The 15,119-nt window shown below is 70.5% G+C and carries 16 protein-coding genes; 4 read left to right on the top strand and 12 right to left on the bottom strand.

The genetic code is table 11. The features are described from left to right. The 6 genes from ACFPZ3_RS02800 to ACFPZ3_RS02775 all read right to left on the bottom strand — a co-directional run. Window positions 1-973, bottom strand: a 973-nt coding sequence (locus ACFPZ3_RS02800) for an RNA polymerase sigma factor (protein WP_379512328.1), incomplete at its 3' end; no start/stop codon positions are given. Between the two features lie 44 nt (window positions 974-1,017). Further along, complete coding sequence (locus ACFPZ3_RS02795) at window positions 1,018-2,298, bottom strand: FAD-dependent oxidoreductase (RefSeq protein ID WP_379512327.1); 1,281 nt, start codon at window positions 2,296-2,298, stop codon at window positions 1,018-1,020. After that, on the bottom strand, window positions 2,295-3,044 hold the full coding sequence (locus tag ACFPZ3_RS02790) for a maleate cis-trans isomerase family protein (RefSeq protein WP_379512326.1): 750 nt from the start codon (window positions 3,042-3,044) through the stop codon (window positions 2,295-2,297). The genes ACFPZ3_RS02795 and ACFPZ3_RS02790 overlap by 4 nt, the downstream gene beginning before the upstream one ends. 65 nt (window positions 3,045-3,109) lie before the next feature. Further along, window positions 3,110-3,325, bottom strand: a complete 216-nt coding sequence (locus ACFPZ3_RS02785) for a hypothetical protein (protein ID WP_379512325.1) — start codon at window positions 3,323-3,325, stop codon at window positions 3,110-3,112. Window positions 3,326-3,336: 11 nt separating this feature from the next. Beyond that, window positions 3,337-3,978: a hypothetical protein gene (locus tag ACFPZ3_RS02780; RefSeq protein ID WP_379512324.1), complete on the bottom strand. Its 642-nt coding sequence runs from the start codon at window positions 3,976-3,978 to the stop codon at window positions 3,337-3,339. After that, complete coding sequence (locus ACFPZ3_RS02775) at window positions 3,975-4,712, bottom strand: hypothetical protein (RefSeq protein WP_379512323.1); 738 nt, start codon at window positions 4,710-4,712, stop codon at window positions 3,975-3,977. The genes ACFPZ3_RS02780 and ACFPZ3_RS02775 overlap by 4 nt, the downstream gene beginning before the upstream one ends. A gap of 226 nt (window positions 4,713-4,938) precedes the next feature. Between ACFPZ3_RS02775 and ACFPZ3_RS02770 the strand changes: the two genes are divergently transcribed. Together ACFPZ3_RS02770 and ACFPZ3_RS02765 are read left to right on the top strand one after the other, a co-directional pair. Further along, complete coding sequence (locus tag ACFPZ3_RS02770; RefSeq protein WP_379512322.1) at window positions 4,939-6,195, top strand: Scr1 family TA system antitoxin-like transcriptional regulator; 1,257 nt, start codon at window positions 4,939-4,941, stop codon at window positions 6,193-6,195. A 183-nt stretch (window positions 6,196-6,378) separates the two neighbouring features. Further along, entirely contained in the window at window positions 6,379-7,212 is an 834-nt protein-coding gene (locus ACFPZ3_RS02765; RefSeq protein ID WP_379512321.1) for an SAM-dependent methyltransferase, read from the top strand. A gap of 5 nt (window positions 7,213-7,217) precedes the next feature. On the opposite strand, the gene ACFPZ3_RS02760 is transcribed toward ACFPZ3_RS02765, so the two are convergent. The 4 genes from ACFPZ3_RS02760 to ACFPZ3_RS02745 are packed head-to-tail and all read right to left on the bottom strand — an operon-like array spanning window position 7,218 to window position 11,606. After that, window positions 7,218-8,801, bottom strand: a complete 1,584-nt coding sequence (locus ACFPZ3_RS02760) for an MFS transporter (protein WP_379512320.1) — start codon at window positions 8,799-8,801, stop codon at window positions 7,218-7,220. 22 nt (window positions 8,802-8,823) lie between these two features. Further along, a complete protein-coding gene (locus ACFPZ3_RS02755; protein ID WP_379512319.1) occupies window positions 8,824-9,243 on the bottom strand; it encodes a hypothetical protein in 420 nt (139 codons plus the stop codon). Then, window positions 9,240-10,763, bottom strand: a complete 1,524-nt coding sequence (locus ACFPZ3_RS02750; RefSeq protein WP_379512318.1) for a hypothetical protein — start codon at window positions 10,761-10,763, stop codon at window positions 9,240-9,242. Before ACFPZ3_RS02750 ends, ACFPZ3_RS02755 begins: the two co-directional genes overlap by 4 nt. A gap of 24 nt (window positions 10,764-10,787) precedes the next feature. Next, entirely contained in the window at window positions 10,788-11,606 is an 819-nt protein-coding gene (locus ACFPZ3_RS02745; protein WP_379512317.1) for a DUF4253 domain-containing protein, read from the bottom strand. Window positions 11,607-11,716: 110 nt separating this feature from the next. Between ACFPZ3_RS02745 and ACFPZ3_RS02740 the strand changes: the two genes are divergently transcribed. Then, entirely contained in the window at window positions 11,717-12,295 is a 579-nt protein-coding gene (locus ACFPZ3_RS02740; RefSeq protein WP_379512316.1) for an HAD family hydrolase, read from the top strand. Window positions 12,296-12,308: 13 nt separating this feature from the next. Here ACFPZ3_RS02740 and ACFPZ3_RS02735 read toward each other — a convergent pair whose 3' ends face one another. After that, a complete protein-coding gene (locus ACFPZ3_RS02735) occupies window positions 12,309-12,938 on the bottom strand; it encodes a TenA family protein (RefSeq protein ID WP_379512315.1) in 630 nt (209 codons plus the stop codon). Between the two features lie 215 nt (window positions 12,939-13,153). Next, a complete protein-coding gene (locus ACFPZ3_RS02730) occupies window positions 13,154-14,290 on the bottom strand; it encodes a TIGR03118 family protein (protein WP_379512314.1) in 1,137 nt (378 codons plus the stop codon). Between the two features lie 110 nt (window positions 14,291-14,400). Here ACFPZ3_RS02730 and ppgK point away from each other — a divergent pair. Beyond that, a partial coding sequence (gene ppgK / locus ACFPZ3_RS02725) for a polyphosphate--glucose phosphotransferase (RefSeq protein WP_379512313.1) occupies window positions 14,401-15,119 on the top strand: 719 nt, incomplete at its 3' end.

The following is a 15,119-nucleotide window of genomic DNA, read 5'->3' as shown; positions in this document are numbered from 1 at the left end:
CCGGCTGCCGTTGGGCGGCCAGCCGCTGATCGGCGGGTTGTTCACGGCCGGAGCGTTCGCGTTCGGAGCGTTCATGGCCGGAGTGCTGGTGGTCGGGGTGCTCCTGGTCGGCGGCAGCCGCGCCCGCCGCCGACCAGGGCTTTCCCGGCGTCGCCGTCGTGGGGCCGGCGACCGGGACTGACGGCGTGGCGTCGGCGCCTGGGGGAGCCGGCGACGAGGAGCCGTTCTCCACCAGTGTGCGTACCTGCACAGGAAAGCCGTCCGCCCGCCAAAGAGGCCCCTCGCCGGGCAGCGGCTGCGCGGATGCCAGCCGGTTGGGAAGCGTGCCGGGCAGTGCCGCGATCGGCAGGCGGCGCAGCAGCGTCCCCGCCGTCATGGTCCTGGGCGCGGCCCGGCAGGTCGCACAGGACTGGATGTGACGGCCGATCCTGGCCCTGGCCCGCCGTCCGGGGGCCGCGACCCATTCCGCCATCCGGGCCGTCAGGTCGGGGCAGCCGTCGCGGGACCGCGCGGCGATGATCGCGGCGAACCACTCCTCCAGGCCGGCGGCGGCCTGGGCGACGATCGTGTGCACCTCGGCCGGGGGCAGCTCGAAGATCACGCTGAGTTCGTGGTCCGCCAGGCCGTGCCGGACGGACAGGTCGAGCAGCTCCCGCTGCGGGCGCTCCAGGGACAGCAGCGCCTCGGGCAGCAGCTCCGACATGCGACCGGGGCGCGACCACGAGCCGATGCTCGCGGGCTTGGCCACGACCGCCCGATGGGCCCGGGCGACGGCGTACAACCAGGGGCGGCGCAGGGCCGGATCGACCACGCGGTCCGCGTACAGGTGGGTCGTCATCGCGGCGCCGGCCACCGCCTGTTCGGCGTCACCGGCGGCGAGCTCGGTGCGGCAGTAGTCGTAGAGACGTGCTCCGTGCTTGTCGCACAGGTCGCGAATGGCCTGGCGCGCGTCGTCGGACAGGGTTCGCCACATCCGGTGTCACCTCCTCCAATAGGTACGCGGACGCGTGTACGTCGTCAGGTCCTCCCGGAATTCGGCACGCTGTCGAGCTGCGGCGAATCTCGCACGCTGTCGATCTGCGACGAATGCCGCACGGTGTCGATCTGCGACGGATTTCGCGCGCTGTCGATCTGCGGCGAATGTCGCACGGTGTCCAGCAGCGACGCCTGCGCCAGGTACGCGCGCGTGGCGTCCGGGTCGCCGGCGATGGCCCGCAGCCCCGCCATGGCCGCCGCGAGCCGGGCACTGTCGCGCTCGCGCACGCCCGCCGGTCGGGTCTCGCCACGCGGCACCACCCGGTGCATCAGCACCGAGCGCCGCCGCCAGGCCCACGCCTCCAGCGCGGCCGGCGCGGCGTAGCCGCCGATCACGGCGGCGATCACCTGGCCGGCCTCGGCGGCGTCGTGGATGCCCGCGTTCATGTTCAGCCCGCCGACGGTCGAGGTCAGGTGCGCGGCGTCGCCCACGAAGAGCACCCGCCCGCACCGGTACGAGGTCAGCACCCCCCTCGACAGCCCGAACCTGTCGGCCCCGGTCACCCGGATCGGCCCGCTGGCGCCCGGCAGGGCACGGCGGACCAGCAGGGACAGGTTCGACGTGGACAGCGGCTCGTGCGAGTCACAGGGGATCTTGAAGATGATGCGCCAGTGGTCCGGCAGCCCGAGCAGGGTGCACGACTGCTGCACATCCCGTACGTACGTCAGCGGCGCGAGACTCGGCAGCAGCTGGTCGAGCGGCGACTCGGTGAACACCCGCAGCGCCTGCGTCGGATAGGCCGACCGGGGGAACGGCAGCCCCAGCGAGCCCCGTACGGTGCTGTGGGCGCCGTCGGCGGCGATCATGTACCGGGCCCGCGTCCAGGTGTGGCCGACGCGGACCCGGATCCCTGTGCCGCCCTCCGCCACGCCGTCCACGTGGGTGCCGAACCGCACGTCCACGTCCGGGTAGACGTTCAGGGCCTCAAGCAGCAGCGGGGTCAGTGACGCCTGGTCGGCGTGGATCCTGAACGGATGTTTGGTCAGGCCGTCCAGCCGGTTCATGCCCATCTCGGCCAGCACGATCCCGGACCGGTCGCGCCACTGCACCCGGTCCACCACCCGGCCCTCGGCTACCAGCCGGTAGGCCACGCCGAGGTCGTCCAGCAGATCGAGCGTGGCGGGGTGAAAGGTGCAGGCGCGCGGCTGCCGCGGCAACTCCTTCTCCCGCTCCAGCACGGTGACCGGTATCCCGGCCCTGGCCAGCGAGAGCGCGGCGGTCAGCCCGGCGGGCCCGGCTCCGACCACGACGACGCCGCTCATGCCCGGCCTCCCGTGTGCGCCGTCCTCGGGGCCGGTCTGTGACGGCGGTAGGGCACGCGGCTCAGCGTCACGGGCCCGCCGACGGCCCTGGACAGGGCCCACCAGGCCGCGCAGAGGTTCGAGGTGAGCAGCACCCGGTCGTTGCCGCTGGCCAGCGGGCCGAGCACGGGGAGCGTGGGCAGGCCGGTGCCGGTGAACACCAGCACGGCGTCCTCGGGCGGCTCGGCCAGTTCGACCTGGCTGATCAGTTCGGTGGGGGTGACCGCGTAGGAGGAGTAACCGTCGCGCGAACGTACCTGGAGGACCTGGGTGACGGTGAAGCCGGCCGTCTTCCAGAACCGCTCCGCCAGCTCCGTCACCCACGGCTGGTACGGCGAGACCAGCACCATGTCGCTCACCATCAGGTGCTCCATCGCCTCACGCGTGGCCAGCGTGGCCGAGGCGAACGGCACCCCGGTCGCCGAGGTCAGCTCGGCGCACTGCTCGCGGTCCTCGTCGGGGCCGAGCAGGTAACGGGGTTCGCTGCAGGCCATGACCATGGCGTCCAGCCGCAGGGCGTCGAACGCGCCCGCCATGGCGGGCAGCGCCTCGTTGTACCCCTCCAGCCGGTCCACCAGGGACAGCCCTGGCCGTACGGGAAAACGGGCGACGTGCATGTCGGCACGTGAGCCGAGTAACCGGGTCAGCTCCGGCTCCGCCGAAGGGTTCGCGGGCGCAACGATCACGCCGACCCTGCCGCGGCTCATTGGGTGCCCCGGACGGTGCGCATGGTGAAGGTCTCCTCCTGTGCGGGAAGGCGAGAAGGGGGAAGTCAGGTGGTACGGCGCCGCGGCGTCTGATCCATCTCGGTGACGGCCTCGACGGAGACCTGCCGGATGCGGCGTAGCCGATGCACGGTGCGCGCCGGTCCCGTTGTCCGCGGGACGTCGCCCTGGTCCTCGCCCCAGGCCGGTTGCGGCGCGTCGGGACGTACGCCCCGGGCGTGCACTTCGTGCGGTTGTGACCTGCGCACTTCGTCGGCGAGCATGATCGCTCCTGTTATCGCGGGTTGACTTCTCTGATAGGGGAGAGAACCTGGTCGATGCGCGGCCCGGCGAGGAGCCGGCGGCGCCTTGCCGGCCCCTCCTCCGCCGCGCGTTGAGATCGTCGGACGGTCTCACGTCTCGACGCCCCGGCGACCCGCACCAGCGCCGTGGCGGCGAGTAGAGCGGCGGCCGGTGGAACGGCCACCTGCGCGCTCGGCGGGCCGTTCGCACGACGCCGCGACGAGATCACCAGGGATCCCGTCAGCAGCGCGGCGAACGTCCCCGCGCAGCCGAGCGCGCGGGAAGAAAGCCGACCCCAAGCGCTACCCCTCGAGTTGGCCAGCACGCCAGCCGCTGTCGGGCTGGCCAACAGCACCGAACCGACTAGGTCGGGCACGTGCCGCACGGTGCCGGGGGGATGGGGAAGCGCCGGGGCCAGCGCTAACAGCGCTGCCACCGTTGAGGCGGCGAACGGGTCGCGCGACCCTTCGCCGCCGGATCGCAGCGCCAGCTTGTGAGTACGCCCTGGCAGCACCTGCCGGGGCGCGGCCGTGATGACCTCCGTCGCGCCCGGGCAGGACAGGGCAGGGCCGACGCCGTCCGCCGTCACCGGGACCGCTGTGGCCCGGTGCCGGCGTGGGAGCGTCAGCGTCATCGGGCCGTCACCGTGGCCCCGGCCGTGCTGTCGGCCATGTTGGGCACGCTGACACAGACCATTCTCTCGGTCAGGCCCGCACCCAGTGCCGACGGACGCCGGCCTGTCGTGCGCGTCCGGTCCGGTCCCGCACCACCGGCCACCGTACGCGCGACTTTGGAGGCGAGCGCGAGGTGCTCGCCGCAGCGCCGGGCCACCTTGGCCTCCAGACCGGCCACCTGGGCCAGCCTGAGCCGCATCGGCTCCAGCGACGACCGTCGTTCGAGGCCGTCGAGATCGTCCAGCCGGGTGGGCCAGCGCAGCGCGTCGGCGCAGCGGGACTCCACCTCGGCGGGAAGCTCCTCGGCGGGGAACCCCTCGTGAAGCAGCCGCGTGGCGATCATGACGGCGGTGAACGCCGTCTTGTCGTAGTCGGCCAGCCGTCCCGTCAGGGCCGCGCCCAGCATCCTGGCGCGGTGGCTCAGACAGACGGCACTCCACCCGAGCAGCAGCAGCCGATCGGGACCCGTCTCCGTGTGCCAGCCGGCCAGCCGCAGCTCGCGGGCCATCCGGTGGTGGAAACGCCAGCGGTGACGGGGGTTGTCCAGCCAGACCTGGAGACCGCCGAGCGGCAGGGCGGCGACGTTCACTCCGTCACCCGCCACGCGGGTGCAGATGCGCTGAACGACCTGTTCCTGCCCGGTGGAGACCGGATCTTCGCAGAACCAGGAACCACCTCGGGGATCCATGGTCATGTCCGGCCACCTCCTTGTCGCGGGGAATCTCTCCAGAACCCGTTAGGCTGTTAAGTCTCAGTTACCACACGCCCCGATAGTCCGCTTACGAGCGGGGCTATGTCAACTCACAGTTTGCGAATAAGTTAGTACCAGCCCGCGTGGCAGAGCTTGCCCGCATGGCAGGGGACACTGGAGCCCGCGTCCCTTACGCTGGGAAACGTTCACGGGCGGTAGGAGGTGTGCCGTGGCGAACTTCGCCGAACGGCTCGATCTCGCGCTGACCAAGCGCGGCTACACCGGCGCGCAGGTGGCCTCCGCCCTGACGGAGGCGGGGATTCCCATCACCCGCGCCTACGTCAGCCAGTTGCGCACGGGCAAGCAGACCAACCCCACGCTCCAGGTGCTCAGGGCGCTGGCGACCTGCCTGCAGGTGAGCGTCGGCTGGCTGGTCGGCGACGACTTCCTCGAGTCCGGCTCCGTGGAGGACCTGCAACTGCGGGCGGCCACGATCGGCCTGTCAGCCTCCGGCCTGTCCGAGGGCTCGCTGACCGTGCTGCGCGGCGTGGTCGAGCTGGCCCGCAGGGCCGAGGGGCTGCCAGAGGAGCCCGAGCCCAGCTCCGACATCCCGGAGGCGGTCGCGCCGCTGAGCGGGCCGCAGCGCCGGGCGCTCGGCAAGCGGCTGCACGGCCTGCGCCTGACCGCCCTGCTCTCCGTCGAGCAGGTGGAGACCGCGATCGGCAGGGGCGCCGCGGCCATCCCCGCCATCGAGGAGGGCAGGATCGCTCCCGCGCCGATCACCGTCGAGCGCCTGCTGACCGTCTACGGCGTCTCGGTCTCACCGATCCGCGAATACGTGTTGTCGCTGGCCAGGGGCGAGCGCGAGGCCGCCTGGTTCGACGCGCAGTCCATCCCCGTCTGGCTGGCCACCGCCTACGCGCTCGAACAGCGGGCCACGGTGATCCGCACCTACCACAACCAGTTCGTCCCGCCGCTGCTGCAGACCGAGGAATACGCCAGGGCCGCCATCACCGTGGCCGGCCCCGCGACCCTCGGGCAGCAGACGGTGGAGGAGGCGCTCGCCCTCGTGCTGGCCCGCCAGGAGGCCGTGGCCCGCGACAGCGGTGTCGTGGTGTGGGCGGTGATCGACGAGAGCGTGCTGACGCGCTCGATCGTCGGCCAGCACGTCCAGCTCCGGCAGCTCGACGTGCTCATCGAGCACGCCAAGCGGCCCAACGTCTCCCTGCACGTGGTGCCCATGGAGGACCCCGCGTACGTGCCGCGCACCGGCCCCTTCACGCTCTGGCGCTTCGCCGAGGCGTTCGAGCCCGACATCGCCTGCTCGCACGGCATCGAGTCCGACGCGCTGATCACCGAGTCGGGCGCGGTCGAGGCCTACCACCAGGCGTTCACCAAGTTGTCGGTGACGACGACGACCCGCGAAGAGACCTTCGAGCTGTTGAATTTCCATCGTGAAAGGCTCTCGCGTTCGCTGGGAATATGATCTCGTTCCCACCTCTGAGATCATTTATACCAACAAATGGTTACGTAGGTATATCCAGAACTAATGGCTTTTCCGGTTGTCTTTCCCGGTGTGGCGGGGATCATATGGTCTGGGTCATCGAGTGGGGTCCGAAAGGATCAGCTTTTCCCGAGGTAGTGGGCGAGGGGAAAGGGGCATCACTCAATGCGTCAGCGTGCCATCCGAAACCTGGCGAAGCTGGAGCTGACTCAAGCACGCGTCACCCGGATTCTCGACGCCGCCGCGGGTGGGAAGAACAATTTCGTGGCGGACCGAGACGCCGTGCGGCGCTACGACCTGGCAGCCCCCATCACGACGGCCGCCGCGCGGGCCGTGCTCCATTATCTGTGCCGCGTGGTCCGTCATCTGGCGACCGAAGGAGTGGACCAGTTCGTGATCGTCGGCAGCGGCGTTCCCAGCGGCCTGCCGCCGGGCAGGCAGTTGCACGACGTGGCCCGCGACGCCCTGCGCGTCTCGGTGCCCCGCGTGGTCTACGTGGAGAACGACCCTATGGTGCTGGCCGGAGCTCGGGCGACCATCGAGCCGGTCACCGATCTCGTACGCGTCGTAGAGGGCGACGTACACGAGATCGACGACCTTCTCGATGATCGGGTCCTGCAGACGTTCCTTGACTGGGACCGGCCCATGGCCGTGTTGCTGCTGTCGGCCCACAGCCTGAACGACGACGAGTACTTCCATTACGTGATCAAGCGCATTCGGCAGGTGGTTCCGGAGAGGAGTTACCTGTCGCTGTTGCAGACCACGTTCGACGCCATTCCACCGGAGTTGTTGCCGGCCATTCACGATCTGCTGGCGATGACGTTGCCCGGTCACGCGATTCGCACCCGGGAGGAGGTGGAGGCGTTGCTCGAAGGTCTGGTGCTGGTAGAGCCGGGACTGGTGTGGGTCCCGGAATGGCGGCCCCATGACCACGACACCGCCGATGCGGAACAGCCCGGTGCGTCGGGCACTTACGGCGCCGTGGCCCGGATTCCCTGACGCCGTCACACCGCCGAAGGGCTGGCCGGTTCGCCGGCCCGGCCCTTGGCGGGTTCGACGCCGAACACCAGCACCGCGAGCACGGCCAGCACGAGCGGGATCGCCCCGAGCAGCGCGGTCGTGCCGATGGACGGGGCCGCCGCGCCCGCGACCAGCACGGCGGTGACGGCCACGCCGCCGGCCTTGCCGACGCCCGCCGACAACCCGGAGCCGCGCGAGCGCACCAGGGTCGGGTAGATCTCGGAGCTGTAGGCGGCCAGCACCGCGGCGATCGCCGCCGTCCCCACGATCGGCCCGGCCAGCACCAGGTAGAGCCACGTGCGGTCCTGCGCCAGCGACTCCCCGGAGAACGACAACACCACCAGCGCCACGCCGACCAGCGACGACAGCACGACGATCGTCTTCTTGGCGCTCCACAGGCCGTACATGGCGGCCGCGATGAAGATCAGCGGCAGCCCCAGCAACGTCGAGTCGGCCAGCGCCCGGTCCGCGGTCGGCTGGTCGAGGCCGAGCCGCTGCAGGTTCGACGGGATCCAGAGCTGGAATCCGTAGGTGACCAGGCCGATGCTCAGCCCCAGGATCACCACGGCCGCCGTGAGCCCGGTGAACGGGCGGCGGAACAGCCGTGAGTAGCCGCCCTTGTGCTCGTCCTCGACCCGCTCCAGCTCGGCGTCCGGGGAAATGGCCGCGCCGTACCTGGCCATGATCGCCCGCGCCTCGGTGTCGCGGCCGTGGGCGAGCAGGAAACGGGGCGACTCCGGGATGAAGCGGTTGAGCAGGATCAGGATGACCCCGGTCGGCAGGCCGACCAGCCACAGGATCCGCCAGGAGTAGTCCGGCGCCAGCGTGGCCGACAGCCAGCTCGCCAGCAGGTAGGCGATGGCCAGGTTGCCGCCGATGAGCACCATCACCCAGCCCTTGTGCCGGGGCGGGATGGTCTCCGCCAGCAGCGAGAACGCGATCGGCAACATGCCGCCCGCGCCCAGGCCCATGGCCAGGCACATGGCCAGGTTGCCCTCGAAGCTGGGCATGACGCCGCAGATGGCGGTGCCGACGAACAGCACGCCCGCGTACAGGATGGACGGCTTGCGGCCGATCTTGTCGCCCAGCCAGCCCCACAACAACGAGCCCAGCACGGTCCCCGTGAGGCCGAACAGCGGCAGCAGCGCCACCGGCGGGCCGTCGGGGTTGAGCACGGACTTCAGGCCGTACTCCTTGACCATGCCGGGCGCGACGAAGCTGAGCGTGATCGGCTTCATGGCGTCGATCACCACGGCGACCGACATGACCACGATGAGCCCGATGTGCGCCGTGCCCATCTTCTGGTCGTCCAGCGCGCGCACCCGCACCTCTCCCGCGGGTCTGGCGGTGAACGCCCCCGGCGGGACGAGCCCGTACGCGGTGACGACCAGCCCCGCCACGATCAGCACCATGCCGACCGTCATCGGCAGGTCCATCGGCATCCCGGCCAGCCGGTAGCCCATCTCCGAACCGTGCAGGTACATCGGCAGGTGCAGCACCACCCCCGCGACCGTGGCCACCGTTCCCAGCCAGAAGTACAGCGGCCGAGCCAGCTCGACGCCGCCCATCAGGTCCCCTCTCGATCGGATCTCACAACAGGCGGCCACCCCTGAGCCGCCACTGGACGAACAGCACCCGCATGGGCCCGTTCACGAACGACCACTGGCCCAGCCACACGACCCCGAACATGATCGCGAACGCCCAGGACACCACCGGCCCGCCGACGCCCGGCACCAGGCCGAGGTCGAGCAGCACCCACATGAGCAGCCCCTCGGGCACGGCCGTGAGCAGCCCGAACAGCGTCGGCCAGTCCTTGTCCCAGCGGAACTGCATCAGCAGGTGGTAGAGCAGCTCCCAGCCCACGCCGAGCACGGCGACGGCCAGCAGCACCAGGTAGGCGTCGGCGAAGGACATCGGCAGCACCGCCGTGACCAGCGCGGTCAGCACCACGCCGACCGTGGCCAGCACGAACAGCCGGGTCTGCACACGCCCGGCCAGAGTGGGGATCAAGCCGGCCTCCTGTTCGCCGCCCACCTGATCCATTGGGACACCGACCTGACCGGCCCGAGCCTCCCGCAGAACCCGCGCCCGGCCAGGTCGTCGGCGATGTCGAGGGCCGCGGTCTGCAGGCCGAGGAAGCTGTCCACGGCCAGGAAGTGGTTGCCCGCGGTGGCCGCGCCCGAGGCGTAGAGCGCGCCGTCGCCGCTCTCCGCGCCGAGCACCTCGAAGTTCGGGCCGACCTGCAGGCGCCCCGCCCTGTTGGGGCGCGCACCGCCGTGCTTGAGCAGGTCGTCCAGCACCCGGTGCTCGGGCATGTCGGCTTCGAGCCCGGTGCAGTCGATGATGAAGTCGGAGACGTACTGCATGGGCGCCGAGTTCGCGCTGCGGGTGTGGGTGACCAGCCGGCCGCCGGGCGCCCGGTCGATGTGGTCGACCTCGGCGTGCACCGGGTGGTACCAGTTGCCCTGCCTGGCCCGCTGGAGCTGGTCCTGCCAGCGGGAGAGCTTCGGCGTGGTGGTGCCGGCCACCAGGGACGCCAGCCGCGCCCGCCGCTCCGGCGGCGCCTTGCGGAACTGGGCCTTGAGCTGGCCGCCGAACGCCGACTTCGGCATCGTGAACGCCTGGTAGGCCCAGCCGTCGCCGCCCTTGCGCCGCATGAACGCGTGCGGGCCGTGCGAGCCGGTGACATAGGTGCGGAAGAGGTGCACGATGCGCGTCTGGAGGCCGTGGCGCTCCCTGTCGTCCATGAGGCGCTGCAACACCCGCGAGGCCACGATGCCCGCCCCGCGCACCACCACCACGCCGGGGCGCTTGGTGAGCTGGTCGTAGACGTGCTCATGCGGCTCGTACGCGTTCACCACGCGATAGCGCTCACCCTGCCGCCGCCGGAAGTCCTGAAGGTCGTCGAGGAACTTCAGCCCCGGATAGCCGACGGCCAGGTGCACGTATCGGGAGCGCAGCACCACCCGCTTGGTCGGCTCGGCGCCGGCCGGCGGGGTCAGCACGGTGAAGTAGCCGCCGCCCAGCCGCTTCCTGACCATGCGCACCTGGCCCTTGGCCAGCATCTCCCAGTAGCCGACGCGCTCTGCCTCGCGCTGCGCGGTGCGCATGACGAGCTCGGCCCGCGGGCTGTAGAAGTCGCTCAGGACCGGCTCGGTGAGCACCTGGAACAGCGGCTTGACCGAGCGCTCGCGCCAGGCCTCCTGCATCGCGTAGGAGGGGAAGCCCCAGATGTTGTCCGGTCGCGCGCCCGCGTCGGAGCGGATGCGCTCATGGGCGGGGAGCTGCGAGACCCGCGTCAGGTATTCCCACGTCTGCCAGGGGGAGTCGCTGTTGGACAGGACCCGCATGGAGGAGGCGGCGACGCCGCGGATGCGCAGCACGTCGACCAGAGTGAACGAGCCGAGACCGCCTCCGACCGAGACCAGCGGCATGTCGTAGACGGGGATGCCCGCGGACTCCACGAGCGCGTCGGCCCAGAGGGACGAGTGCAGCAGCTCCGGTGTCAGATCTCCCCACGGCACGATCATTAAAGGTAGCGTAAAAGAGGCGTTTCAGTCCCACCAGAAGGACCAGGCATACCCGCCGATGATCTGCTCCGCGTACGCCTGCAGGTCGCCGGGGCCCTGCACCACGTTGTCGGGGCAGAACGCCCAGTGCTCGGCCGCCACGTGTAACGCGTGCTCGGGATCGACCGGCGGCGCCGACACGCTCAGATCCAGCGTGTTGAACCCGACGCTCACCACCCGCGCCCCGAATCTGTCCTCCCAGCTGCGCACCACCGCGGCCATCGGCACCATCCACTCGTTGTGGTGCAAAGCCCCCTGCCACCCCATGACCGTCAGCGCGTCCGCGCCGCTCCGGGCGGCGACCAGGCCCAGCGGCATGCCCTTGGGGGCCAGCTCGCCCGCCAGCCAGTCGGCGACCGCCCCGGGATCGGCCCGCGGCACGCCGGGCGCCGCCGGACCCGGGCAGATCGCACCGTACGGCTCCAGCTCCTCCAGCGCGTCCTGCGGCATCTGCGTCACGAACTCCTGCCACACCTCGGTCATGAACCCCTCGGCGGTGAAGTGGTGGATCTGCCGGGGATCGTCCGGCACGACCTGCCCGACCGCCCAGGGCTGCGTCGACTCGTCCAGCAGGATCGGCCACAGGCCGCTGTGCTCGTGCCACTCGCGCAGCCGCGTCCAGTCCTCGCCGCTCGCCGGCTCGTCGCTCATCCAGAACGCCGGCCGCTCCGCCTCACCCTGCCCGGTGTAGCTGGGATCCGGCCAGACCACCTCGCCCGGGGGCAGCGCCACGGGCAGCCGCCGCCCTCTGCCGCCGTCGGCGAACAGCCGGCACAGCTCGCGTGGCAGCCGGAGATCGCTCATGCCCTACCGTTCAGATACCGACATCCTGTCTCGGAGATGGTAGTCGTGTCGGTCGCCTCAGCACCTGTGGGCTAGGGCCCGACCTCGCATACGAGGCAGAATGGTGGGCTGTGATCCCCTTTGACGCGGTTCTCACGGACTTCGACGGCGTACTGCGCCACTTCGACCACGCCGGCCAGGCCGAGATCGAGGCCCGCTACGGCCTGCCTCTCATGAAGACGGCCTTCGACCCCGAGCTGATCATGCCTCCGACACTCGGCCAGGCCACCGAGGCGCAGTGGGCCGAGTCGATCGCCGTGGCGCTCGGCGGGGACGAGCGCGCAAGGCAGGCCGTGGCCGAGTTCATGGCGATCAGGTTCTGGGTGGACGAAGAGGTCAAGGAGCTGCTGGCCCGGGCGCAGGAGCAGGTGCCGGTGATCATCGTGACCAATGCCATGGACACGCTGGAGGGGCACATCGACCTGCTGGGGCTCACGTACTTCGCCGACGACGTGGTCAGCAGCGCCAGGGTCGGCGTGGCCAAGCCCGACCCGCGCATCTACGAGATCGCCGCGGAACGCGCCGGGGCCGCGCCGGGGCGCTGCCTGTTCGTGGACGACCGGCTGCCGAACGTGGAGGCCGCCAGGGTGCTCGGCATGACCGGCCTGCACTACCGCACCGTCGCCGACCTCGCGGCCGTCCTGGCGTAGCTCACCCCCGGGCTCACCCTTGGCTGACCGCCATGTCGAAGAAGGCCCGCTCCAGTTCCACGGCCTTCCTGAAGACGGTCAGCACCTCCTCGCGCCGGTTCTCGCCGAGGCGGTCGAGCTCGCCGCGCAGGAAGGCCACCCAGGCGCGGAACTCCTCTCCCTCGTGCAGCTCGATCCACTCCCGGTGCACGAAACCCTCCGGCAGCGGCTCCTCGGCGTGCGAGGCCCAGCCGAGGTAACACCACTCCGCCACGCAGAGCACGGTGACGATCAGCAGATAGTCCTGCTTCGCGCGCACCTCGTCCATGAGCCCCTTGAACGCCGCCGTCGCGGGCTCCAGCGGCGCCTCGGTGGTCCCGCCCAGCTCGGCCAGCGCCCGGTGGAAGTACGTCTTCTCCTCAGTGGTGGCCACCTGGCCGAGGAACTTCCCGTACGGCACCCGCGCCTCGAAGGTGTCAGCACTGGCCACGGCCGCGCCGAGCAGCGCCGTGAAGGAGTCCACGAACTGGAAGTCCTGCTCCAGATAGCGCCGCATGTCGTCGTCGGCCGCCGTGCCCTTGGTGATCGCCATCGCGAACGGATGTGTCACCACCGCCGTCCACTCGGCCTCGCACTGCCGCCTGAGCCATTCGCTGAAAATCACGGCTTCGACTGTAGGCGTTGTTTCCAGCGCCTGTTTCCAGCGCCTGTTTCCAGCGCCTGTTTCCAGCGCCTGTTCCAGCGCTTGTTTCTGGCGCTTTGTTTCCGGCGCGGCTCGCGCCGGCCGCGCCGGAAACGCCGTTGACCGCCGCCCCCCGCCGCATGTGGGCGAGCTGCGCTTCTCGCCGGGCGAGGGGCGGCGGCGGCCGAGCGCCTGTGTCAGTACCCGCCGTAGGGGTTCTGGGTAGCAGGAGCGCTCGTTTTCTGGTGGCCCGCTGGGTGCGACGGGCTGGCCGACGGGGTCCCTGCCGCCCCGCTCGAGCTCACCTTCGTGCCCTGAGGTGCGATCACACCGATCAGGCCGTGCTTGGTGCCGTCGATCCCGGCCGAGAACCACAACGCGCTCTCGCCGCCGGTGGCCGCGGTCCCTGGTTCGAGGTCCCAGAGGCCGGGCAGCACGATCGGCTTGCCCTCGGAGGTACGCAATGAGCCCAGATGACGTCCGCTCTTGTAGGCGTGCACAGTGCCGTCGCCGAAGTTGCCGACCAGCAGCGAACCGGCGTACTGACTCCAGCCCTTCGGCGCCGCGGTCAGCCCCCACGGGGCGTTGAGCCCGGTCCTGGAGATGCGCCCGGTCAGGCGGCCGCCCGCGTTGAAGCGGCTGATGAAACCCTTTCCGTTGCCGAAGACCGGCTTGCCGGTGGCCGGGTCGCGCAGGGCGTAGGCAACCCAGACGTTGCCGTTCGCCACCGCGACGTTGTACGCGTTGTATCCGCTGGGCAGTTCCCGGTCCTGGAACTGCCAGCGAGCCAGGTGGATGCGCTGGAAGTCCTCGTCGAAGGCGTGGATGCGCCCGCCGGCGAAGTCAGCGGCCAGCAGGAAGGCCTCGTCCTCTGTCTGGACGAGCTCCAGCCCCTTGTAGTCGGCGCCGCGGGTGAAGGCCGCGATGATCGCGTTGGACTTGTCGACCTCCGCGTTCCAGCCGCTGATGGCGCCGCTCGGGCTGGAGAAGATGAACGAGGCGGGCTTTCCCTTCACGGTGAAGCCGTCGCCCGGGTTGAACACCTGGCCCGTCGGGGCTCCGCCCGGAATGGCCACCTCCGTCTGTTCCTTCTTGCCCGTTCCCGAGTAGACGGTGGCACTACCGGTGCCGGTGTTGGAAACCCAAAGAGTCTTTCCCATGGCCAGGCCCCACGGGTTGACGACCTTGGGGTCGGTGACAGGGGCTTTGCCCTTGACGTCCGACACAAGGTTGGTGACGTCGAATCGCGTCCTGGTGGTGGCGTGTGCGGGAGTCGTGAGAGTCGCTCCCAGAACGACCGCAACAGCGCAGAGTGTGATGATGCGTGGCCGCATCCGTTGCCTCCTAATTAGCGCTTGTGACGCGAGATACGCGGAGCGGCGGAGGCGGGTTCAGCCGGGTCGGAAATATAGTTTTGCGCGTCCGCTGGGGAAGATGGAGAAACATGAACGTCTTGGGCATCGACATCGGCGGCTCCGGGATCAAGGGAGCGCCGGTCGACACGGATACCGGTGAGCTGCTGGAAGACCGGCTCCGCATCCCGACACCCCAGCCTTCCGCGCCTGATGAGGTGGCCGCGGCGGTGGCCTCCATCACCGGGCATTTCGGCTGGAACGGTCCGGTCGGGGTCACCTTTCCCGGCGTCGTGGTGCACGGCGTGATCAGGTCGGCCGCCAACGTGGACCACTCGTGGGTCGGCGTGGACGCGGGCCGGCTGTTCGGCGGGGCGATGGTGCTGAACGACGCCGACGCGGCGGGCCTGGCCGAGGTGCGGTTCGGGCAGGGGCGCGGGCGGCGGGGGACCGTGCTGGTGCTGACCTTCGGCACGGGGATCGGCAGCGCGTTGTTCGTGGACGGCGTGCTGGTGCCCAACACCGAGCTGGGGCACCTGGAGCTGCGCGGCAAGGACGCCGAGCACCGGGCTTCCGCGCGGGCCAGGGAGGAGCACGAGCTGAGCTGGGAGAAGTGGGCCGGGCGGGTGGAGGAGTACCTGCGCTACGTCGACATGCTCTTCTCGCCGTCGCTGATCGTGATCGGGGGCGGGGTGAGCAAGAAGGCCGAGAAGTTCCTGCCGCACGTGCACCTCGACACGCCGGTCGTGGCCGCCGCCCTCCAGAACCAGGCGGGCATCGTCGGCGCCGCCCACGCCGCCGCCGACCGCGT

The sequence above is a fragment of the Nonomuraea insulae genome (assembly GCF_042656245.1).
Note: the sequence above shows the minus strand (reverse complement) of the source record. Positions and strands in the feature narration are given on the sequence as shown.

Coding starts and splice junctions, on each gene's coding strand:
- ACFPZ3_RS02795 (WP_379512327.1), bottom strand. CDS start 2,298: ATGAGCGGCGTCGTCGTGGTCGGAGCCGGGCCCGCCGGGCTGACCGCC.
- ACFPZ3_RS02790 (WP_379512326.1), bottom strand. CDS start 3,044: ATGAGCCGCGGCAGGGTCGGCGTGATCGTTGCGCCCGCGAACCCTTCG.
- ACFPZ3_RS02785 (WP_379512325.1), bottom strand. CDS start 3,325: ATGCTCGCCGACGAAGTGCGCAGGTCACAACCGCACGAAGTGCACGCC.
- ACFPZ3_RS02780 (WP_379512324.1), bottom strand. CDS start 3,978: ATGACGCTGACGCTCCCACGCCGGCACCGGGCCACAGCGGTCCCGGTG.
- ACFPZ3_RS02775 (WP_379512323.1), bottom strand. CDS start 4,712: ATGACCATGGATCCCCGAGGTGGTTCCTGGTTCTGCGAAGATCCGGTC.
- ACFPZ3_RS02765 (WP_379512321.1), top strand. CDS start 6,379: ATGCGTCAGCGTGCCATCCGAAACCTGGCGAAGCTGGAGCTGACTCAA.
- ACFPZ3_RS02760 (WP_379512320.1), bottom strand. CDS start 8,801: ATGGGCGGCGTCGAGCTGGCTCGGCCGCTGTACTTCTGGCTGGGAACG.
- ACFPZ3_RS02750 (WP_379512318.1), bottom strand. CDS start 10,763: ATGATCGTGCCGTGGGGAGATCTGACACCGGAGCTGCTGCACTCGTCC.
- ACFPZ3_RS02745 (WP_379512317.1), bottom strand. CDS start 11,606: ATGAGCGATCTCCGGCTGCCACGCGAGCTGTGCCGGCTGTTCGCCGAC.
- ACFPZ3_RS02730 (WP_379512314.1), bottom strand. CDS start 14,290: ATGCGGCCACGCATCATCACACTCTGCGCTGTTGCGGTCGTTCTGGGA.